20 protein-coding genes are annotated in these 20,693 nt (G+C 42.9%); 18 read left to right on the forward strand and 2 right to left on the reverse strand.

Features of this window, described 5'->3' with window-relative positions; all coding sequences use genetic code 11:
* Window positions 1-5: 5 nt before the first annotated feature.
* Window positions 6-1,106, reverse strand: a complete 1,101-nt coding sequence (locus BLW16_RS19455) for a DUF3810 domain-containing protein (RefSeq protein WP_090559546.1) — start codon at window positions 1,104-1,106, stop codon at window positions 6-8.
* Complete coding sequence (locus tag BLW16_RS19460) at window positions 1,107-2,441, reverse strand: dihydroorotase (protein WP_090559547.1); 1,335 nt, start codon at window positions 2,439-2,441, stop codon at window positions 1,107-1,109.
* Between the two features lie 618 nt (window positions 2,442-3,059).
* Here BLW16_RS19460 and BLW16_RS19465 point away from each other — a divergent pair.
* From BLW16_RS19465 to BLW16_RS19550, 18 genes are all read left to right on the forward strand, one after another.
* A complete protein-coding gene (locus tag BLW16_RS19465; protein ID WP_090559548.1) occupies window positions 3,060-4,397 on the forward strand; it encodes a DEAD/DEAH box helicase in 1,338 nt (445 codons plus the stop codon).
* 2 nt (window positions 4,398-4,399) lie between these two features.
* A complete protein-coding gene (locus BLW16_RS19470) occupies window positions 4,400-4,669 on the forward strand; it encodes a hypothetical protein (RefSeq protein ID WP_090559549.1) in 270 nt (89 codons plus the stop codon).
* A gap of 59 nt (window positions 4,670-4,728) precedes the next feature.
* Window positions 4,729-5,064 carry a gliding motility protein GldC gene (gene gldC, locus BLW16_RS19475; RefSeq protein WP_090559550.1) on the forward strand — a complete coding sequence of 112 codons (336 nt, stop codon included), beginning with the start codon at window positions 4,729-4,731 and terminating at the stop codon, window positions 5,062-5,064.
* Between the two features lie 144 nt (window positions 5,065-5,208).
* A complete protein-coding gene (locus BLW16_RS19480) occupies window positions 5,209-6,009 on the forward strand; it encodes a TIGR04325 family methyltransferase (protein ID WP_090559551.1) in 801 nt (266 codons plus the stop codon).
* Window positions 6,002-7,030: a glycosyl transferase gene (locus BLW16_RS19485; protein WP_175470649.1), complete on the forward strand. Its 1,029-nt coding sequence runs from the start codon at window positions 6,002-6,004 to the stop codon at window positions 7,028-7,030. Before BLW16_RS19480 ends, BLW16_RS19485 begins: the two co-directional genes overlap by 8 nt.
* 37 nt (window positions 7,031-7,067) lie before the next feature.
* On the forward strand, window positions 7,068-7,547 hold the full coding sequence (locus tag BLW16_RS19490; RefSeq protein WP_090559552.1) for a hypothetical protein: 480 nt from the start codon (window positions 7,068-7,070) through the stop codon (window positions 7,545-7,547).
* Window positions 7,548-7,552: 5 nt separating this feature from the next.
* Complete coding sequence (locus tag BLW16_RS19495) at window positions 7,553-8,143, forward strand: RNA polymerase sigma factor (protein WP_245735392.1); 591 nt, start codon at window positions 7,553-7,555, stop codon at window positions 8,141-8,143.
* Window positions 8,144-8,153: 10 nt separating this feature from the next.
* Entirely contained in the window at window positions 8,154-9,143 is a 990-nt protein-coding gene (locus tag BLW16_RS19500) for a FecR family protein (protein ID WP_175470650.1), read from the forward strand.
* Window positions 9,144-9,147: 4 nt separating this feature from the next.
* Window positions 9,148-11,688: a TonB-dependent receptor gene (locus BLW16_RS19505; protein WP_090559555.1), complete on the forward strand. Its 2,541-nt coding sequence runs from the start codon at window positions 9,148-9,150 to the stop codon at window positions 11,686-11,688.
* A gap of 1 nt (window position 11,689) precedes the next feature.
* Window positions 11,690-12,529 (forward strand): hypothetical protein, encoded by an 840-nt coding sequence (locus BLW16_RS19510; RefSeq protein ID WP_090559556.1) that lies wholly within the window; start codon window positions 11,690-11,692, stop codon window positions 12,527-12,529.
* 112 nt (window positions 12,530-12,641) lie between these two features.
* The gene (locus tag BLW16_RS19515) at window positions 12,642-13,049 is read left to right on the forward strand and encodes a hypothetical protein (RefSeq protein ID WP_090559557.1); all 408 of its coding nucleotides are present in this window, start codon (window positions 12,642-12,644) and stop codon (window positions 13,047-13,049) included.
* Window positions 13,050-13,148: 99 nt separating this feature from the next.
* Window positions 13,149-13,808, forward strand: coding sequence for a heme exporter protein CcmB (locus tag BLW16_RS19520; RefSeq protein WP_090559558.1), 660 nt, complete (start codon window positions 13,149-13,151; stop codon window positions 13,806-13,808).
* Between the two features lie 113 nt (window positions 13,809-13,921).
* Entirely contained in the window at window positions 13,922-14,581 is a 660-nt protein-coding gene (ccsA, locus tag BLW16_RS19525) for a cytochrome c biogenesis protein CcsA (protein ID WP_090559559.1), read from the forward strand.
* Window positions 14,582-14,583: 2 nt separating this feature from the next.
* A complete protein-coding gene (locus tag BLW16_RS19530; protein WP_090559560.1) occupies window positions 14,584-14,790 on the forward strand; it encodes a CcmD family protein in 207 nt (68 codons plus the stop codon).
* Between the two features lie 170 nt (window positions 14,791-14,960).
* On the forward strand, window positions 14,961-16,382 hold the full coding sequence (locus BLW16_RS19535) for a Glu/Leu/Phe/Val family dehydrogenase (RefSeq protein ID WP_090559561.1): 1,422 nt from the start codon (window positions 14,961-14,963) through the stop codon (window positions 16,380-16,382).
* Window positions 16,383-16,704: 322 nt separating this feature from the next.
* Window positions 16,705-17,376, forward strand: a complete 672-nt coding sequence (gene msrA, locus BLW16_RS19540) for a peptide-methionine (S)-S-oxide reductase MsrA (RefSeq protein ID WP_090559562.1) — start codon at window positions 16,705-16,707, stop codon at window positions 17,374-17,376.
* 350 nt (window positions 17,377-17,726) lie between these two features.
* Window positions 17,727-18,218, forward strand: coding sequence for a cytochrome c maturation protein CcmE domain-containing protein (locus BLW16_RS19545; RefSeq protein ID WP_090559563.1), 492 nt, complete (start codon window positions 17,727-17,729; stop codon window positions 18,216-18,218).
* 5 nt (window positions 18,219-18,223) lie between these two features.
* A complete protein-coding gene (locus BLW16_RS19550; protein ID WP_090559564.1) occupies window positions 18,224-20,692 on the forward strand; it encodes a heme lyase CcmF/NrfE family subunit in 2,469 nt (822 codons plus the stop codon).
* Window position 20,693: the final 1 nt, after the last annotated feature.

Here is a 20,693-nt window from a genome sequence, read left to right on the forward strand (position 1 = left end):
TTGTTTTAAGGTTGTAATGTTTTGCCCCGCTTCGCCTGCATTTCCTGTTTGTGCAGGTTAAACACCCATAATACAATATCCTGATAGCTGTCAGTCCCTTTTTTCTGATTATTGATCTTCAGGAATTTATCCAAGGCAGTGCCCATATAGGCAGACATATCCCCATTGTATTGCTTCCAGAACTCCTGTTCTTCCTTAAAATCAGCCAATGTGCCGGCATTGATCTTTTTCATCAGTTGTGCAAATTCTTCGGGCTCCTTCATCCTGATCTCAAACAGCACACTTCTCAGGATATTATAATATCCCGAATACTGGAAATTAACATCAGAACTATTAATGCTCACCAGGTAGCCGATCAGGTTGGCTTCATCCTCACGTGCAATGCCCAGGGTATGTGATATTTCGTGGGCAGTAACAAATGGGAGATCCATATAGGGGAGCCTCATATTCACATTGGCTTCGCCGGAAAGCGGGCAGTAATAACCTTCGATGCCTGTTTTGCTGACCAGCCAGCTAAACATCACCGGTTTCACTGAAGGGCTGCGGTAGCTGAAAAATGGATTTTGCAGGGCCAGTTTAGCGTAAGCAGATTCAGACTGATCTTTCAGTTCTGTAACCGTGTATTTCTTTTTTTTGCGTTTTACTTCTGCGGCATTTACCTTTTTGACCAGAAAATCACCCAGCAGCACCAGGTCCTTTGTGGTATACACCTTGTCGCTGATGCCCAGTCGTACTGAGATGGATGGCCGGGAATAATTTAAACCCCACAGTACCTTAAATGTGATATAGAGGATCAATGAGAAATTGACCAACTGTAATACAGTGCTGAGAATGGCTGCCTGGCTTAACTGCTTGCCGGCGGCCTGCTTTATGACTTTAAAAACTGACCATAGGCAGAATATGACCAATAGTGCATACAGGAAATCTCCCAGTGCAAAAGGGATAAGACTGCTGATGAGACGCTGTGCGACCGAAGAAAACTGGTAAAAACCGTCGGAATACAGATATTCCACTGCATTGCTGCTCAGTCCGAAAAGGAAGATCAGCAGCGCGATGCTGAACAATATGCCCAGCTGCAGGAATTTTTTTCGGATCGCGGGATTCATCTATCTGTTGAAAGCCAGTCTTTTTCCTGTTTCATTGGTCATGAACTTGCCTTTCTGGTAAGCCAGGTTGCCCGAGATAAAGGTATGTGTGATCTCTGCCTGAAAGGTTTGTCCCTCGAAAGGTGACCAGCCGCATTTGTATAAGATATTGGCTTTTGTTACCTTAACCGGGTCATTTAGTGCCACGAGTACAAGATCAGCCCAGTAACCTTCCCTGATGAACCCCCGTCTGTCAATCTGGAAGCAGGTGGCCACATTGTGCGCTGTTTTTTCCACGATCTGTTCGAGTCTGAGCTTGCCCTGGTGATACATTTCCAGTAAAGCGGGTAAAGCGTGCTGTACCAGCGGGCCGCCTGAAGGCGCCTGTAAGTAAGGCAGTGCTTTTTCTTCTATCGTGTGCGGGGCATGATCTGTAGCAATGATATCAATATGGCCATCCAGCAGGCCTTTAAGAATGGCTTCCTTGTCGGCCAGCGTTTTCACGGCTGGGTTCCATTTGATCAGGTTTCCTTTGTCGGCATAATCCCTGTCATCAAACCAGAGGTGATGCACACAGGCTTCTGCAGTGATCCTTTTGTCTTTTAAAGGGGTAAGGGCATCAAATATTCCCACTTCCATTGCGGTGGAGATATGCAGGATATGAAGGCGGGTATTGTATTTTTTTGCCAGGGATACTGCAAGAGAGGAGGAGGTATAACATGCTTCTGCGGAGCGGATCAGCGGATGCATCTCTATCGTGATGTGATCCCCGTACCTTTCTTTGAAAGCTGCCATATTCCGCTGAATGGTCAGCTCATCTTCGCAATGGGTGGCCACCAGCATCGGTGCCTGGCTGAAGATGTTTTCAAGCACCTGCTCGTTGTCTACCAGCATATTCCCTGTGGAGGAGCCCATAAATACTTTGATCCCGCAAACATTGGCAGGATCAGTTTTCAGGACTTCTTCAATGTTATTGTTGGAGGCGCCCATGAAAAACGAATAGTTGGCAAGCGACATTTCTGAAGCGATGGCGTATTTATCGGCCAGCAGCTTCTGTGTTAACGTATTGGGAACGGTATTGGGCATTTCCATGAAGGAAGTGATTCCGCCGGCAACGGCAGCCATGCTTTCAGAAAAGATATCTGCTTTATGGGTTAAACCCGGTTCGCGGAAATGGACCTGGTCATCAATCATGCCGGGCAACAGGTGGAGGCCATCTGCATTGATCTCCTGATCTGCTTTCCTGCTGATCTGCGGGTTGATTTCATCAATAAATCCGTCTTTGATATAGACATCCGCAACAACTGTTTTGCCTTCGTTGACAAGGGTTGCGCCTTTGATAAGGATGGTTTTCATATTGTCAAATCTATGAACTTTTTAATCAAATGTTCAGATGGAGACGGATTAAATAAGATGATGTGTTAGGCTTTTGCTAAATGCGGCATATGATTTTAGTTATTTCAATGTTATTAGATTAAAGTTAATTTAATAGAAATTAAAAATTAATATTTGGTTTTTAATATTTCATTTAAATTATTATGTTTGTCTTGTGATTTAATTTAAATGGTACGATGGACAGCGAACGTTATAAAGATGTACGGGCATCAATAGACAATTCTGAATATAAATTTATTAGTGAAGGTTAAAATGGGCTTATTGAAAAGGTCGTACAATATAAAATATTCGATGAGGCCTTACCAGATCTTTATAATCTGGGTTTTGGTCATCTGGGTACACAATCCGCTGTCAAGATTGATAAAAGTCTGAATAAGCTGAAACACGTCAATTTGTTTGAAAAGAAGTTTGAAGAATCAAATGCTGCTTTGTTGAAAACCAATCTCAGCCTGATTGGCTGCTGATCTGAAATGCAGGTTTGCAAACTTGCAAACCTGCATTTCATGACTCCCGGATTTTGCAAACCGCTTCAGTGGTGTTTTTACGCTTAGCTAATATAGATTATAGTATATTTGCAAAATGTCGAAAACATTCGAAGAATTTAACCTGAACAGGCAGATTTTAAATGCTGTTGCTGATGCAGGCTTTACAGTTGCTACGCCAATACAGGAAAAAGCAATTGCACCGGTTTTATCCGGCCAGGATATTTTTGGTATCGCTGAAACAGGAACCGGTAAAACGGCGGCTTATGTGCTGCCGATATTGATGCAGTTAAAATATGCACAGGGTGATGCTGCACGTGCATTGATCCTCGCGCCAACGCGTGAGCTGGCCATGCAGATCGCTGAACATGTAAAAATATTCTCAAAATATACAGACCTCCGTTCCGTTGTTGTATTCGGCGGAATAGGGCCGAAAACGCAGATCGAACAGATCAAAGCCGGTGTGGATATTATTATTGCTACACCCGGACGTTTCCTGGATATCTACCTTTCAGGGCACATCAACACCCAGTACCTGAAATTCCTGGTACTGGATGAAGCAGATAAAATGATGGATATGGGCTTTATCGGCTCTATCCACAGGATACTGGAAGTGGTGCCGCGAAGAAGGCAGAACCTGCTTTTCTCGGCAACAATGAGTGAACTGGTACACAAGATCGCGGGTGATTTTCTGAAAAACCCTACAATCATCGAAGTAGGGGAGCAGGCCACTCCGGCACAAACCGTTACCCAGGTGCTGTATGAGGTACCGAACTTTAAAACCAAGATCAACCTGCTGCAGCACCTGCTGAAAAATGACGTCGATTTTAAAAGACTGATGATCTTCTGTAAAACCAAAACTGTAGCAGATAATATTTTCAGCTTCATCGAGCGCCGGTTCGGCCCGGAAGCCGTTAGGGTAATCCACGCCAATAAAGGGCAGAACACCAGGATCAACTCGATCGCCGCTTTCAAAGAAGGAAACCTGCGCGTACTGGTAGCTACAGATGTGGCCTCCAGGGGAATTGACGTTGCTGAAGTGAGCCACGTGATCAACTTCGATGTGCCGATCATCATTGAAGATTATGTGCACCGTATCGGCCGTACAGGAAGAGCCTATGCAAAAGGCGATGCGCTGACTTTCTGTACAGAAGCAGAAAAGTATTACATCAGGAAGATTGAAAAACTGATGCGCCAAAGTATTCCTGTGGTTCCCCTGCCGGAAGAAGTTTTTGTGGAAGAAACACCTTATGAAGAACGCCAGTATATTGCCAGGGAGATCGATACCCAGAAACGGAAAGACGATCCTGACTTTAAAGGGGCCTTCCATGAGAAGAAACATGCCGCCGCCATAGCCGCTTCGGCTGCTGCTGCTGCCAAAAAGAAAACTGATAAAACACCGGCCTGGAAGAAGAGGAAATTTAAAAAATCGTAAGCTTGAAACTAACACCTTTAAATATAGTGACCTCAGGCTGCCTGGTACTGGCACTGCTGATGCTATTTAGTCCCAGTCAGGCGCTTTCCCTGCAAAAAGGACTGAACGGACTGCTTACCGGACTATGTTTCTTAGCTGCAATTATTGCTTTCATTTCAGACTTGATTTTCAGGAAGTTCATACCTTTGCTCCGAAACTTATGGGTGGTAGAATGTGCTTTTATCGTATTTACCGTAGTTTTAATGGTGATCTTAAAGATCACTGTTGCTTAAATTTCTAAAATAAAACGCTTAAATAACCCGGGCTTGCAAGCTCCTGAATACAAAAATTAATGAAGACAGCAGAAATTAAAATAACAGTTGAGTTAGATGACAACAATGTCCCAGAGAACCTGATGTGGGAATCTACAGATGCAGAAACACAGGAGAAAGTTCCGGTGAAATCGATGATGCTTGCGCTGTGGGACCATAACTATAAAAATTCAATGCGTATAGACCTCTGGACTAAAGATATGCCTGTTGATGAGATGAAAAGGTTTTTCTATGAAACTTTGCAGACCATGGGAGATAGCTTTCTGAAAGCAACCGGTGAAAAACTGATCATTGAAGACCTGCGCGATTACTGTGCACATTTTGCGGATAAAATGGGAATAGACATGGGTAAATAACCCATTTCTTATTTTTATAGAAAATCAGGATTTCAGCAATGGAATCCTTTTTTATTTTACACAAATTTTATTTTATAAATTTCAATTCCTTATAGGACCTTTTGGATAAACGGTTGTCATGAACATGAAAATCGATAAGGTCTCATGTTTAAACTCTTCCCCTCAAAACATAAAAAAATCAAGTATGGCTGGTTTGGAAATTATACCTCCTGGGAAGATGCTGCAGCAGTAGCATGCGGGTACGATTCTGCCAATATCCTTGCCAAAACCAGGGACGCACTGCTGCAGGTAAAAAACGGAACCGCTGTATATGAACGGGATTCCGTGATTTTTGCCGACAAAGAATACCCATTCCCCTTAATTTCCTGTCTGCTTTGCAGTGCTGCACTGCTTAAGCGGCCCCTTCATATCCTTGATTTTGGTGGCTCCCTCGGTAGCACATACTATCAAGTTAAAGATTTCATTGACCAGGACAGCTGTGCCAGCTGGAATATTGTTGAACAGGAGCACTACGTAAATTGTGGCAAAGAGAATTTTGAAGATGACCACCTGAAATTCTACTTTTCCATTGAAGATTGCCTGCAGGAAAAAAAGATTGATCTCATCCTGTTGTCCAGCTCTGCCCAATACCTGTCAGCACCGCACCAGTTTCTGGAAAAACTAGCTGGTTATCCTATCGATTTTATCGTGTTCGACCGTACTGCATTTCATCATGGTGAACAAGACAGGATCACCTTACAAACCGTACCGCCGGAAATTTACGAAGCCTCTTACCCTTCATGGTTTTTCAATACAGATGGTTTTCTAAGCCATTTCAATGCCAACTACCGGATCATATGTGAGTTGCCGCCCTACGTAAACGGCGAGTCAGTCATGTTCATAGACCATCAGCCAACCGGCTTCAACAAAGGATTTTACCTCATTAATCAATCTCTGCATGCTTAAATTTTGTACTTTATTTAACACTACCTATCTCACACGCGGATTGGCCATGTACAATTCGCTGAAACAGGAATGCGAAAGCTTCCATCTGTATATCTTCGCGTTTGACGGTAACAGTTATGACCTGCTGTCAGCAATGGAATTGGAGCATGTTACGGTCATCAGCCTGCAGGCCTTTGAAAACGAAAGGTTACTGGCCATTAAGGACGGGCGTACGGCCGGAGAGTACTGCTGGACCTGCGCTTCCTCGACGATCAAATATTGCATCGAAGAATTTAATCTGGACCACTGCACTTATGTTGATGCAGATCTGCTTTTCTTTAGTGATCCCGGCGTACTGGTTGCAGAGATGGCTGAAAAATCGGTCCTGATTACTGAACACAGGTATACGCCCGGTTACGACCAGACATCAACCAGCGGAATTTACTGTGTACAGTTTGTTACCTTCAAAAGTACTGCCGCAGGTTTGGAAGTGCTGAACTGGTGGGTGGATGCCTGCATCGAATGGTGCTTCAACAGGATGGAAGACAATAAATTTGGGGACCAGAAATACCTTGATGACTGGCTTAGCCGTTTTGACTGCATTCATGTGCTGCAATACCTGGGCGGTGGCGTAGCACCCTGGAATGTTCAGCAATATAACTTCATGCACAGCGGGAAACATATAACGGGTACAGCGCTTGCATCCGGCGATAATTTCGATCTTGTGTTTTATCACTTCCATGATTTCCATTATCTGAAGGGCGAGAATTACTGTTTGTCAGCCCCGCAGTATGTACTGGACCGTAATTCGGTTAAACATATTTATAAACCCTACACACGGGCACTTACTATTGCCAAGGCACAGATATTTGAGCAGAACAGGGAAATTGCCGCACATGAACTCATAGAAGATATCAGCTGGATTACCGCTGTAATTGGTCGTTCAATTTTATTTTTTTTGCGTGGTTATTACAAAAATTTCTACCGTCAGCGAACCATAGAATATGGGGTTGTAAGCGTAAAAATGTTCAACATCTTCTAAACTCTATTTAGTAATTTAGCCTCTTGTTTTTAAATAAATGGGGTTAAAAAAGAATAGGTTTTATATTTTCCCGGCTGTGCTTCTGATACTTTTCTGCATATTATCGTGCAAAAAGCAGCAGCCAGCGGAGGATGCCAGAATTGAACCGCCTGTCAGGACATATATAGTTACAGCAAGGATAGATCAAAAAGGGACGAATTCAACATCTGAAGGTACAGGAGTATTGAAAGGATTTTATGATGAACAAAGTAAAATATTCTTATATTCAATTGAATATAAGAATATTAATGCTTCTTTGATTACGTTGCGAAGCGGTGTTAAGGGCACTGCGGGTGAACTTATAAAAGAGATTTATAAAAATGGAGGGACTGTTGAATTAAAACAACCTATAGGCGGATCTTTGAAACTGACGCCTTTACAAGAGCGAAACCTGCTTAAAGGCCTATGGTTTGTAGCAATAGGTACGGGCTCAACGGCACCTGAGATATCCGGCAGCGTTACTTTGAAGCAGCAATGACCGGAATGAACAGTAAGGAGCAGGAAATTGTAAATGCCATAAGGAACCGTGAGAAAAGTGTATTTGAATCTTTATATAAGGAATATTACAGGCCTTTATTTGCAGTTGCCTTCCGTTATGTACGGTATGCACCCGCTGCTGAAGAAATTGTGCATGATGTGTTTTTAATGATCTGGAAAAAAGCAGATCAAATAAATATTCAATATACAATAAAGAGTTATTTATATAAGGCAGTTGTAAATTCATCGCTCAACTTTATTAAAAAGGAAAAAAATGAGAATGAGAAACAAGCAGCTTATATGAAGATCAATACGACTAATGGGTTGGAAAATGATGAAACTGAACGGCAGGAAGCTTTGTTAACCAGTGTAGAAAATGCGATTGATATCTTACCTCCGAAATGCAGGGAGGTGATGTATTTAAGCCGTTTCGGGAAAATGAAACAACAGGAGATCGCTGATCAGATGCAGATATCGGTGAAAACGGTTAAAAACCATCTGACCTATGGTTTCCACAAAATACGCGAGCACCTGGAAAACCAGAACCCGCAATTATGGCTGGCCGCATTTATCTTATTTGAATACCTGCGGCACTAAAAATAAAAAAATGGAAGAGTTTGATACCAATGAAGAATTTATTTACTCACTGATCATTGATGAGCTGGATGAGCAGATCAGCCCGGAAAAAAAACGGTTGCTGGACAACTGGCGTACCCTGAATCCGGCCAATGAAGATACCTACCATGAATTTGTCAGGATTCAGCAGAATATAGATAAGCTGTACGAAATGCAGGCTTATACCCCTGAAGAATCATGGGATATACTGGACAAAAAGATCGATCAGCTGGGCTTCCATAAGCCCTTCATCAGCAAGAACCTGAGGACATGGTTAAGCGTGGCCGCATCAATATTGCTGATATTTTCTATCGGTTATTATTTTATTGACCATACAAAGTATATTGTTGTGTCAAATGCGCCAAATGCAGCCCTGAAAACAGTGTTCCTTCCTGATGGTACACAGCTGGATCTGAATGCAGGTGCTTCGGTCAGGTATATCGGAAGGGACTTCAATACCGACCGAATGCTTGAATTACTTGACGGTGAAGTTTTTGTGAGGGTAAAACATGATGACCGGTACCCTTTTGTGGTAGATCTTGATAAATTACAGGCCAGGGATATCGGCACAAGCTTTAATATTATTAAAGATCAGCGAAACATTACGCTTACCGTGGAAGAAGGAAAAGTAGCGTTAAAGAAAATCGCTGACAACCAGTCAATTCTATTAACAGGTGGGACAACAGGCCGTTATTCCTCTTTGACAGGAGAGTTGATCGTCCAAAAAAACCAGGATGTAAATTATAAAGCCTGGGCAGACAAAGACTTTGTCTTTGTGGAAACTCCCCTAAAAGAGGTGACCAGGCAGCTGAGTAAAGCTTACCATACACCGATCTCTGTAAATGGTAATGACCTGAAAAGAAAAAAACTCACTGCCCACTTACATTACCAGACCCCGGATAGTGCGTTAAACGTTATCGCTGCTACTTTACAATGTAAATTAACGAATTCAAAGAGCGGCTATATCTTATCCGGGAATTAAGGGTATGCTGAAGCGTGTGATCGCATTCCTTTTATTCGTTGTGATACTGCAGACAACTCAACTCTATGCACAGCAGTCCGGCCCGCTGGATAAACAGGTCAGTATCCATCTTCCACCAGATTCTTTGATCACTGTGTTGTTAAAGCTGCAGAAAAAGACCGGATCCAGCTTTTCCTTTAATCCTGATCTGTTGAGAAACTACAGGGTAGAGGATATAAATGTAGTAAGAACTCCTTTGGGAACGGTATTGCAAAAAATCTTCAGCGGCACGCATTTCACTTTTGCGCTTGTTGGAAAAGATATTGTTATTACTGAGGTTAAACCTGAAAAAAGAACAGTGCATGGGCATGTGTCCGACCGCTCCAATGGTGAAGTGCTGATTGGCGCAACCGTATTTATCCCCGAACTGAAAGTGGGCGTACTGACCAACCAATATGGCTTTTATGCATTGAATATCCCTGAAGGAAATTACGAACTCCATATTTCAAATTTGGGTTACCAGACAAAAAATATACCGCTGAACCTCACTGAGGATGAGCAGATCGAAGTTGAACTTTCAGTAGAGACCAATAATCTTTCTGAAGTAACCATCAGGCAGCCCGTTACACCAGACCCCCTGCTGCTGAATGAACAAAACTTCACACCCAGGCAGCTGAACCGCCTCGCTTATTATGCGGGAGAGTCTGATGCCGTTAAGGCGCTGCAAATGCAAAATGGTATCAAGGCGATTTCCGAAGGCAGTTCCGGCTTATTTATCAGGGGTGGTAATTCTGATCAAAATCTTATTTTGCTGGACGAAGCCGTGATTTACAATCCCTCACACCTGTATGGCCTGGTGTCTGTCTTTAATCCTGATGCCATCAATAACGTGCAGGTATATAAAGATTTTATCCCTGCTAATTATGGGGGCAGGCTTTCTTCAGTGATCGAAAACCGCATGGCAGAGGGCAATAATAAGGAGTTTCATGTCAACGGGGGAATCAGCCTGATGTCTGCCCGGATTTCCGCTGAAGGCCCTATCGTAAAAGACAAAAGTTCATTTATTATCGCATTCAGAAGAAGTCTGCTTGATGTTTTTCACAGCCGGTTTAAGCTGTTTAACCCAAGCTCTGTTTATTATGATATCAATGCCAAGGCAAACTATAAACTAAACACCAGGAACAACCTTTACTACTCAATTTATGGCGGGGAAGATCACCTGCTGTCTGATAATTCATTTGCCAATAACTGGGGCAATATTACCTCTACTTTACGCTGGAACCACCTGTTTAACTCAAGGGTATTTATGAACTTTTCGGCCATATACAGCAATTACAGTAACCTGCTCGACCTTAATGCGGACACGCTTTCTAAAAAAAGCCAATGGAGAACAGGAGTGAAGGACCTGACCTTAAAGGCCGACTTTACCTATTACAACACCCCGGAAAATCTGATCAAGTTTGGCATGATCAGTACCTACCACCGGTTTATTCCCGGTGAAACAAACAACTCAGCAAGCGATGAATTCAATATTGCGAAAGACCGTTCCCTGGAATCTGCCCTTTATTACAATCAGCAAATCTCCCTCGGTAAACATTTTGAATTGAATTACGGATTGCGGATCAGCCTTTTTAAAAATGCAGAAGAACGGCTCGATATTTTCGACCAGGCAGGGAACCGCCTGAAACAGGATGACCATCAGACGTTTTTAAACCCGGAACCCAGGTTAAACCTGAGTTACCTCGTCGCCTCCAAACAGCGTTTCTCCATTACCTACAACCGTAGTTACCAGTATTTACAGCTGATACAGAACAGCACACTCGCATTTTCTTCGCTGGAACCATGGATACCGGCCTCATCAACGATCAAACCCCAGCACATTGATTATTTCTCCGGCGGATACTGGTATGTACAGGAGCAGTTTTCATTTTCAGTGAACGCCTACCTCAAAAGATTGTATCAGCAACTCGATCTGGCGGGCCATGCACAGATCATCCAGAACCCTGACATCAGAAATCAGCTTGAAGCAGGTTCCTCAAAGGCCTCCGGTATTGAGGCAGAGATCAAAACCACAGGAGCGAAGTTCAGCGCCACTCTGGCGTATACCTATGCAAGGGTGTTCCGTACCATACCGGGAATAAATGATGGGAAAACGTTTGCTGCCAATTATGATATCCCTCATGAGATGAAAGCTACTGTGACGTACAATTTCACCAAAAAGCTTTCTGTACAATCTTTTTTCACCTATTCCACCGGAAGACCGCTGACACTTCCGACAGGTTATTACCAGCATGACGGGATCAATGTGCCTATATTTGAGGGCAGGAATACATCCAGGTTTCCGGATTTCAGCAGGCTGGATATTTCCGGGCAGTACCAGATTACATCAAGGTTATCAAAAAAACGTGTGTTGAACAGCGTCCTTTCTATTGGAACCTATAACCTCTATAACCGGAAAAATCCGCTATATTACCACTTGAGTACCGATTCAACCCAACCACAAAAAAGTACGCTTGAATATGCCTTCGGGTTTTATCCCTGGGTTGCTTATCGCTTTAAAATTTAATATGAACCCAGTACGTTATATTTTTGTATTATGTATACTGGCGGCTTTCGCCGGTGCCTGCAAGAAAAGCAATGAGGAAATTGAATTCCGGGCTCCCGGAAAAATATATGATATTACTGTGGAAGGGGGGATAAATACATTTTATCGTGACCAGTATATCCGTTTGACAAAACCTGCCCTAAACCCCGACTCTCTGCCTGCTGCGATCAGGAATGCCGTCGTAACGGTAAATGACGGCAGGGCCGATCTGGTTTTTAAGGAAACAGCGGAGGCCGGCGTCTATTCTGCCGCCAATACCAGGAGCCCCAATTATAACCAGGCATACCGGCTTACAATTGTTTATAAGGGCAAAACTTATACCGCAGTTGATACCCTGAGGCAAGTGGTAAATATCAATGATGACTATTTGCCCCTTGCTGTCAGCAAAACAGCTGACGCACAATACAACGGTACCATCCCCAAACATACCTTCGGCTATCTGAACCCGAATAAATGGTGGATCTGCTATGGGGCGATCCCAAAATGGGACCCCTCAAAATTTATGCTGACGCAATATTACAACTATACCCATTTTCTGGGTTCCCCGAATTCCCTGTATCCGCTAACTAATCTTAAACGCAACTTTACATTGGGGGCCGAAGATGTGGTGACGATTTTTAAAATTTCCATTTCAGAGGGATACGCAAAATATTTATATGGTGTTTTCCTGGAAACAGACTGGAACGGCTTGTTTTCCAGCGTGCCTGTAAATGTTAACGGGAATATTTCAGGAAATTCGCAGGGGTATTTTTCTGTAAGTGACGTGGACAGGAGGATGTATAAGGCAAAAGAGCTGAGGTAGACTGTCATCACTGCAGACCGCTGAAATAATTGTGTAATACTTTCTAAATATTTAAATTCGCCATCTTTTAAGCCTGCAAAGGCATAATTGTAATCTAATTAAGCTTTTTTCTATGAGAATTCAGGGTGTTGTAGGTGCTATCGTCATGGCGGCAGGCGGGATGTGCCCTTTGGTACATGTGACATTTATGGGCAACTGGAACTATTTTCAAATTGATCCGGTTCTGGGAACAGTATTTTATTTCATCGTTGTGTTGGGTTTAGCGGCGTCTTATTTTAATAAAAGCGGTTTGATGCGTTTTTCCGGCTGGGCCGGTCTGATCTGGATTATCCTTACACTTTGTGCCGTATGGCTAAAGTCGCACGATTTCTTTAGCTTCATTCATTTTAAGAAACTGATCAATCTGGCTGCGGGCATGGTAAAATACAGGTGGGGATGGCTGGTCATTCTTGCCGGTGTACTGGCGCTGATGACGGTAAGGAAACCTGTTCCTGTACTGCAGCCCGGTTCAGAAGTTTAGTACTCATTTATCATGGCAATACAATAATATCCTGAATTGGGCTTTCAAATGTATGCCACAGCATAAAAAAACGAACCATAAAATTATCTTTGTCCTGAAATGCAGTTGATAAAAGAAGTAAAATTTTTAATTGGCAAAGAGTTACTGCTGGAATGGCGGTCGAAATATGCCCTGAATGGTGTGGTACTGTATGTGGTATCGACTGTCTTTGTGTGTTTTCTTTCTTTTGTGTCTCTAAAAGGTGTCACCTGGAACGCACTGTTCTGGATCATTATGCTTTTCGCATCCATCAACACGGTCTCCAAAAGTTTCCTTCAGGAAAGTAAGGGAAGGCAGCTGTATATCTATACCATTGCCAGTCCGCTGGCGCTGATCATCTCCAAAACCATTTATAACGTTTTTTTAATGCTGCTGGTCACACTGATCGCCCTTGCATTTTATACGCTTGTGTTTGATTATGTTCCGCAGGATATGGGGTTGTACATTCTGGCAACCATCCTCGGAAGCCTGAGTTTTTCCACGATCTTTACCATGATTTCTGCAATAGCCTCTAAAGCGGGAAACGGAGGTATGCTCATGGCGATCTTAAGTTTCCCCGTGATCATTCCCGTGATCATCATGCTCATTAAGCTGAGTAAAAATGCTGTGGATGGGCTGGACAGGAGCGTAAGCCTGGATGAAATAGCTACGCTGCTGATCATCAATGTGTTGGTTGGCGCATTCTCCCTGCTGCTGTTTCCTTATTTATGGCGCGACTAAGGGATTTACAATAATTGAACAAAATATATAAAGCTTTATTAACTTTGAATCCGCAATTTAAACTGGCCTGAGTAATACACGGCCTGTTTGGTAGCAATCTAAATCTGAAATAAATGTATAAATCCTGGTGGAAAATTTTAGGGGCAGTACTGGTAACCTACTCTACAATAGCTGGTTTCCTGGCTTCAGTGCCCCCATTACCTATATTGCATCAAAGTATTAGAAACTTATATTTCCATGTACCGATGTGGTTCAGCATGATTATACTTTTCAGTATATCGGTAGTTCACAGTATTAAATACCTCAGCAGTAATCAGCAGGATGACGATCTGAAGTCGGTTCAAAGTATTAACGCGGGGATTGTATTCGGGATACTGGGCATTATCACCGGTGCTGTCTGGGCACGGTTTACCTGGGGACAGGCCTGGAGTTTTGATGTGAAACAAAATTTCGCCGCCATTGCATTACTGCTGTATTTCGCCTACCTGGTGCTCAGAAATGCCATCGACGAAGAACAGAAAAGGGCCAAAATCTCGGCCATCTACAATATTTTCGCTTTCCCGATGATGGTAGTACTTCTTTTTGTGCTGCCGAGGTTGTCAGATTCACTGCATCCCGGTAACGGCGGGAACCCGGGCTTTAATGCCTATGACCTGGACAGCCATATGAGAATGGTGTTTTATCCGGCCTGCCTGGGCTGGATATTAATAGGATGCTGGATATACAGCATACTTTTCAGAGTGTCTTCTTTAGAAAAAAACAAACAGATATAACCATGAAGAAATTAATTACTACTGTCCTGATGTTAATGGTTACACTGCAGTTGTTTGCGCAGGGCGAAGGTTCTGCAATTGCAGATACGCTGGCCGGATCGGAAAAAATTTATGTTGTGGTTACCTGCGTGACCATAATTCTGCTCGGACTGCTGTTCTTTCTCTTCTCCATTGAAAGAAGATTAAAAAAACTGGAAAAAAAATCTTAAGATAAAAATCTCGTTTTAAAGCGTTAAATAAGGGTTTTTGCTGAAAAATGTGACCTGTGTGTCGCATACACTAAGCAATTATTTATTTGTATTAATCATTTTTTTTAGTGCAATTTTGCAGCCATAAGGAATTTTAACTAATTCATTTAAATAAAAAAAAACCAAATATAATGGCTACTACAGCAAACGAGACAACTTTTTTTACAGACGTCTGTAAGAATTTTGACAACGCAGCACAATTCACCGGTCACCCCGAAGGACTACTAACCCAGATCAAAGCTTGTAACAGTGTCTATCGCTTCCAGTTTCCCATTCGCAGAGGAAACGGATTTGAAGTAATTGATGCATGGCGTGTGGAACACTCTCATCACATGAGCCCTACCAAAGGAGGAATACGCTACAGTGAGATGGTTAATGAGGACGAGGTCATGGCTTTGGCTGCACTGATGACTTACAAATGCGCAATTGTAAATGTTCCTTTTGGCGGCGCCAAAGGCGGGATTAAAATTACCCCAAAAAATTATACTACCGGCGAGCTGGAAAATATTACCCGCCGCTATACCACAGAATTAATCAAAAAGAATTTCATCGGTCCCGGCATTGATGTTCCTGCACCTGACTATGGGTCTGGTGAGCGTGAAATGAGCTGGATCGCAGACACTTATATGACTATGAACCCCGGGCAGCTTGATGCGCTGGGTTGTGTTACCGGTAAACCAATTGCCCTGCATGGCATCCGCGGTCGTAAAGAAGCAACGGGACGTGGTGTGGCGTATGCAGTCAGAGAATGTGTAAGGGTCACTGAAGATATGCAGAAGATCGGCTTTCAGGCTGGTTTGGGAGATAAAAGGGTAATCGTACAGGGCTTAGGTAATGTAGGCTACCACTCTGCAAAATTCCTGGCCGAATTCGGCGCTACCGTTGTTGGTCTCTGTGAGTATGAAGGCGCAATTTATAACGCGAACGGGCTGAATGTAGATGAAGTGTTCGCACACCGTAAGCTGACAGGTTCAATCCTTGGATTTCCGGGAGCGACAGAATTTAAAAACTCTATGGAAGGCCTTGAACAGCCTTGCGACATCCTGGTTCCTGCAGCTTTGGAGAACCAGATCACGGTTCATAACGTCAGAAATATTAAAGCCAGAATTATTGCTGAAGGTGCCAACGGACCTTGTACGCCGGAAGCAGAAGAGATCTTTACCGAAATGGGAGGGATCATCATCCCTGATATGTATTGCAATGCCGGTGGGGTTACAGTATCGTATTTCGAATGGCTGAAAAACCTTTCACACGTAGCTTTTGGCCGTATGGAAAAACGTTATGCGGAGAACTCCAATGCTAACCTGATCAATACGCTGGAAAGTTTAACCGGACAAAGTATTCCATCTGAGCACCGTTTAATGATTGTTAAAGGTGCTTCTGAGCTGGAACTTGTAAATTCAGGACTGGAAGATACGATGATCCATTCTTATCATGAGATCAGGGAAACACTGGTAACAAAACCGGGTATCCAAACGTTGAGGACAGCTGCTTTTGTAGGTTCGATCGACAAGATTGCAGTTTCTTATATGAACCTTGGTATCTGGCCATAAGGCTGGTATAACTAATCCAGGTTTACTGAGCGAAGTCAGCTTTCTTAAGCTGATCCTGGCTTAGCTGAAAAAAAGGAGTCTCACTTTCGGTGCTGCCTGCTGCTGAAGCGCAGGCAGCACCGAAAGTGAGACTCCTTTTTTCTGAAAATTATCTGTAGCATGATGGCTTGGCAGGCGTTTCAGGGAAATAGTATGGATGCAGGGTCATTTTTGTTATCGCCTTAGTTACCGCCAATCAAAATGACATTCGGGTTAAAAACCACCCCTTCTCTGTTTCGTATATTGTATAACGAACCCCGGGTGGGTTAAAAAACTAACGAAAATGAGAATAGGTATTTTTTTATTGCCGGTCATGCTGCTGCTCAGCGCATGTTCCGGTACGGGTCGCACTACCCAGCAGAAGATAGCCAGTAACAATGGATTTGCCGTTTTACCTCAACCGGCCCCAACTGAGGCCGTGGCAACCTTTGCCGGGGGCTGTTTCTGGGCAATGCAGGAAAGTCTGATCCAGCTGAAGGGAATACATACCGCCATCAGTGGATATGCAGGCGGGATCACACAAAATCCCAATTATGACGAAGTTGGAGGCGGGCAAACAGGACATGCCGAGTCTGTACAGGTGTATTATGATCCGTCGGTGATTTCATATGAGCAATTGCTAAAAGCTTTTTTTATTGCCCATGACCCTACAGAGCTGAACAGGCAGGGGCCTGATATGGGCTCCGAATACAGGTCGATAGCGTTTTACCGGACGCCCCAGGAATTAAAGGCGATTGGTAAGGTGATGTCTGAGATGGAAGCTGCAAAGTATTATAAGGATAGCTTTGTCACCGAAATGGAGCCATTTAAGATCTTTTATCCCGCAGAAAGTTCACATCAGAATTATTATGAACGAAATACATGGAACCCTTATATCAGAAACGTATCTGAACCAAAAGTGATGCATGTAAGAGAAGAACTCCCTCAATTGATTAAAACAGAATACCTTAAATAGGGGCATCTTCTTCCGATTGGTGTGCGTTGCCGAATTTCTGTAATTTTTATGTCAGCCTACTATCAATATATTGTCATCTAAAGTATTAGACTGTGTCCAAAGGGCATTCCGTGCTTATATTTTTTATCTTTGTGCGTTCTTAAAATTTGTTTTACAGAGAAACTGACATTTGCCAAATTTTAACTCCCGTGATCATTAACCACCGGAGGCAGGTTGAAGACCAAAAACAAGAAAGACAACTGAAAAAAACAAATATTTACCGATGAAACCACTAAGAGCATGCAATTCACAAACAGCGATGAAAATGCTCGCAGTAGCTTCATAACCGCTAAAAAAACAAATATATTCTAATGAAAAAAAGTGCAATTATTGGCTTAATTACAATTGCGATCTGCGTATGTTTCCTGGTAAGCTTAAATGCTGATACAAGCAATTACTCTTCCTTTACCGAGGCTGCTAAAGACTCCAGGGAGTTTCACGTAATGGGGCATTGGGTTAAAGAAAAAGGAACTTTTTATGATGCCTTTAAAGATGCCAACCACTTTTCTTTTTACATGAAGGATGAAAAAGGAGATATTAAAAAGGTGATTTACAGTGGAACCAAACCGGCGGATTTTGAACGGTCTGAAAAATTGGTATTGATAGGAAAAATGAATCATGATACTTTTCTTGCTTCTAAAATATTGATGAAGTGCCCTTCTAAGTACAACAATGATATTGTGGAGATTAACAAAGACGGAAAAGCCATTGGCAAGGACGGAAAGGTTATTGAGATGAATGGAAGGGATATGAATAAGGACGGACAGGCTATGCAGGACGGACAAGAAAAAAAATACAAATAATTTTAATGAACATACAATTCACAGGAGAATCTCTCCTTCCCGGTAAAGTTGGGCAGTTTTTTATTGTTTTAGCATTTGCAGCTTCGCTACTTTCAACTATTTCGTATTTCTTCGCTACACGCAATAAAGACCTCACTGATCAATCCTGGCAAAGGCTGGGCAGAATTGGATTTCTGGTCAATTTCATCAGTATCATCGCTATCGGAGGGACATTATTTTATTTGATCCTGGATCATTATAACGAATACTATTACGTGTATTCGCATTCCTCAAAATCACTGCCCGTATATTATATTGTTTCTGCATTCTGGGAAGGACAGGAGGGAAGCTTCTGGCTTTGGGCATTCTGGCAGTCTATTTTGGGAACCATCCTGATCTGGAAAGCCAAATCATGGGAAAGCCCTGTACTAACCGTTATTGCTTTCTCCCAGGTATTCCTTACTTCTATGTTACTGGGGATAGAAATTTTTCATTACCGCGTAGGAAGTTCTCCTTTTATCCTGTTAAGGGATGCCGTTAACCTGAAGGATATGGCCCCGGTGGTATTCGCCGATGCAGAGAACTTTAAAAACTATTTAAAATTTATTACCGACGGAAGAGGACTCAATCCTTTGCTGCAAAACTACTGGATGGTAATTCACCCGCCTACTTTATTTCTTGGTTTCGCCAGTATGGTAGTGCCTTTTGCCTATGTGATTGCAGGCTTATGGACAAGGAGATATAAAGAATGGGTAAAACCCGCCATGCCATGGGTGCTGTTTGCCGTAATGGTATTGGGAACAGGAATTATCATGGGGTCCTTCTGGGCATATGAAGCACTGAACTTTGGTGGCTTCTGGGCATGGGACCCTGTAGAGAATGCTTCATTAATTCCATGGCTTACCTTAATCGGTGCCCTGCACGTGATGATCGCATTTAAAAATACCGGTCACGCTTTTTTTACTTCCATCGCATTGGTGCTGATCAGTTTTATCCTTGTGCTCTACGCCTCTTTCTTAACCCGAAGCGGTATCCTCGGTGAAACATCTGTTCATGCTTTTACAGATCTTGGAATGTTTGGCCAGCTGGTATTCTTTAACGTGGTATTCCTGATTATCCCGGTGGTCCTGATTGCAATCCGCTGGAAAGAATTGCCTATCACCAATAAAGACGAAGAAACCTATTCAAGGGAGTTCTGGATGTTCATCGGTGCACTGGTAGTTACTGTAGCCTGTATACAGGTGATCTTCTCTACTTCGGTTCCGGTATTTAACAAAGCATTCGGTACCAATTTTGCCCCGCCTATAGATGCCGTAAAATATTACAACCAGTGGCAGGCGCCGTTTGCCATCCTGGTCACGCTGATCTCAGGTTTCTCACAGTTCCTGAAATATAAACGTACAGATGCCCGTAAATTCTACAGCAGCCTGATCGCCACCATTATTATTGCCTTGGTTGTTACCGCAGGTTTCGTGTTTGTGACTGACGTATACAATAACCTGATCTATATCCTGCTTTCATTCAGTTGTATGTTTGCCATCCTATCCAATGCCCGCGTATTGTCGCAGGGTGTATCAGGTAAGGGCAAATTGGTTGGTGCTGCAGTGGCCCACATTGGTTTTGCTTTATTACTGGTCGGAGCACTGGTTGCGGCGGCTACAAACAAGCCAATCTCCCTTAATGCCTCCAATTTTATTCCTGTAAAGGATTTTGAAAAGGCTGATAAACCCGGCGAAAACATCGTGCTCTACAAAAATGAGCCGAAGAAGATGGGCCGTTTTACAGTGACGTACACCAGCGATACTACGATAGCACCCAATACCTATTATAACCTGAACTTCAAAGTTTTTGATGAGCAGTCAGGTAAAATGAAAGAGAATTTTGACCTGAACCCAAGAATTCAGATCAATGAAAAAATGGGGCTGATCGCTTCTCCTGATACCAAACATTACCTCACATACGATGTATATACCCACATTACCAGTGCTCCTGATAAAAAGGAATCACATGGTGAAATGGATGCAGAAAGTGATGAAACGAACTATAAAAAACCAAGGATCGTCAATGTAAGTGAAGGTGATACGCTGCATACCAGTAGTGGGATCATCACGGTAAAGGGCCTTAACTTTAAGCCTACGGCAAAAAGCCTGGCCCTGGAAAAGGGTGACCTTGCAGTGGGGCTTCCGCTGGATATTGACCTGAATGGCAAGATCTATAAGACTGAGCCGATCTTCCTGGTAAAAGGTAACAATACTTTCGATTTTGCCCGTAATATTACTGATCTGGGACTAAGGGTAAGATTTACTAAAATACTTCCTGAACAGAAAAAAGTGGAATTACAGGTGTTTGAAAAACCTCAGCAGGCAAAAGACTGGGTGGTATTTAAATCCATTGAATTCCCTTTCATTAACCTGTATTGGGTAGGACTGATCGTAATGGTGATCGGGTTCCTGATCTCTATCGTCAGAAGACAAAAAGAAATTAAGTCGGCCTAAA

This window comes from Pedobacter hartonius (assembly GCF_900107535.1).
GTDB classification, from domain to species: Bacteria; Bacteroidota; Bacteroidia; order Sphingobacteriales; family Sphingobacteriaceae; genus Pedobacter; species Pedobacter hartonius.

Coding starts and splice junctions, on each gene's coding strand:
- BLW16_RS19455 (WP_090559546.1), bottom strand. CDS start 1,106: ATGAATCCCGCGATCCGAAAAAAATTCCTGCAGCTGGGCATATTGTTC.
- BLW16_RS19460 (WP_090559547.1), bottom strand. CDS start 2,441: ATGAAAACCATCCTTATCAAAGGCGCAACCCTTGTCAACGAAGGCAAA.
- BLW16_RS19465 (WP_090559548.1), top strand. CDS start 3,060: ATGTCGAAAACATTCGAAGAATTTAACCTGAACAGGCAGATTTTAAAT.
- gldC (WP_090559550.1), top strand. CDS start 4,729: ATGAAGACAGCAGAAATTAAAATAACAGTTGAGTTAGATGACAACAAT.
- BLW16_RS19480 (WP_090559551.1), top strand. CDS start 5,209: ATGTTTAAACTCTTCCCCTCAAAACATAAAAAAATCAAGTATGGCTGG.
- BLW16_RS19485 (WP_175470649.1), top strand. CDS start 6,002: ATGCTTAAATTTTGTACTTTATTTAACACTACCTATCTCACACGCGGA.
- BLW16_RS19490 (WP_090559552.1), top strand. CDS start 7,068: ATGGGGTTAAAAAAGAATAGGTTTTATATTTTCCCGGCTGTGCTTCTG.
- BLW16_RS19495 (WP_245735392.1), top strand. CDS start 7,553: ATGAACAGTAAGGAGCAGGAAATTGTAAATGCCATAAGGAACCGTGAG.
- BLW16_RS19500 (WP_175470650.1), top strand. CDS start 8,154: ATGGAAGAGTTTGATACCAATGAAGAATTTATTTACTCACTGATCATT.
- BLW16_RS19505 (WP_090559555.1), top strand. CDS start 9,148: ATGCTGAAGCGTGTGATCGCATTCCTTTTATTCGTTGTGATACTGCAG.
- BLW16_RS19510 (WP_090559556.1), top strand. CDS start 11,690: ATGAACCCAGTACGTTATATTTTTGTATTATGTATACTGGCGGCTTTC.
- BLW16_RS19515 (WP_090559557.1), top strand. CDS start 12,642: ATGAGAATTCAGGGTGTTGTAGGTGCTATCGTCATGGCGGCAGGCGGG.
- BLW16_RS19520 (WP_090559558.1), top strand. CDS start 13,149: ATGCAGTTGATAAAAGAAGTAAAATTTTTAATTGGCAAAGAGTTACTG.
- ccsA (WP_090559559.1), top strand. CDS start 13,922: ATGTATAAATCCTGGTGGAAAATTTTAGGGGCAGTACTGGTAACCTAC.
- BLW16_RS19530 (WP_090559560.1), top strand. CDS start 14,584: ATGAAGAAATTAATTACTACTGTCCTGATGTTAATGGTTACACTGCAG.
- BLW16_RS19535 (WP_090559561.1), top strand. CDS start 14,961: ATGGCTACTACAGCAAACGAGACAACTTTTTTTACAGACGTCTGTAAG.
- msrA (WP_090559562.1), top strand. CDS start 16,705: ATGAGAATAGGTATTTTTTTATTGCCGGTCATGCTGCTGCTCAGCGCA.
- BLW16_RS19545 (WP_090559563.1), top strand. CDS start 17,727: ATGAAAAAAAGTGCAATTATTGGCTTAATTACAATTGCGATCTGCGTA.
- BLW16_RS19550 (WP_090559564.1), top strand. CDS start 18,224: ATGAACATACAATTCACAGGAGAATCTCTCCTTCCCGGTAAAGTTGGG.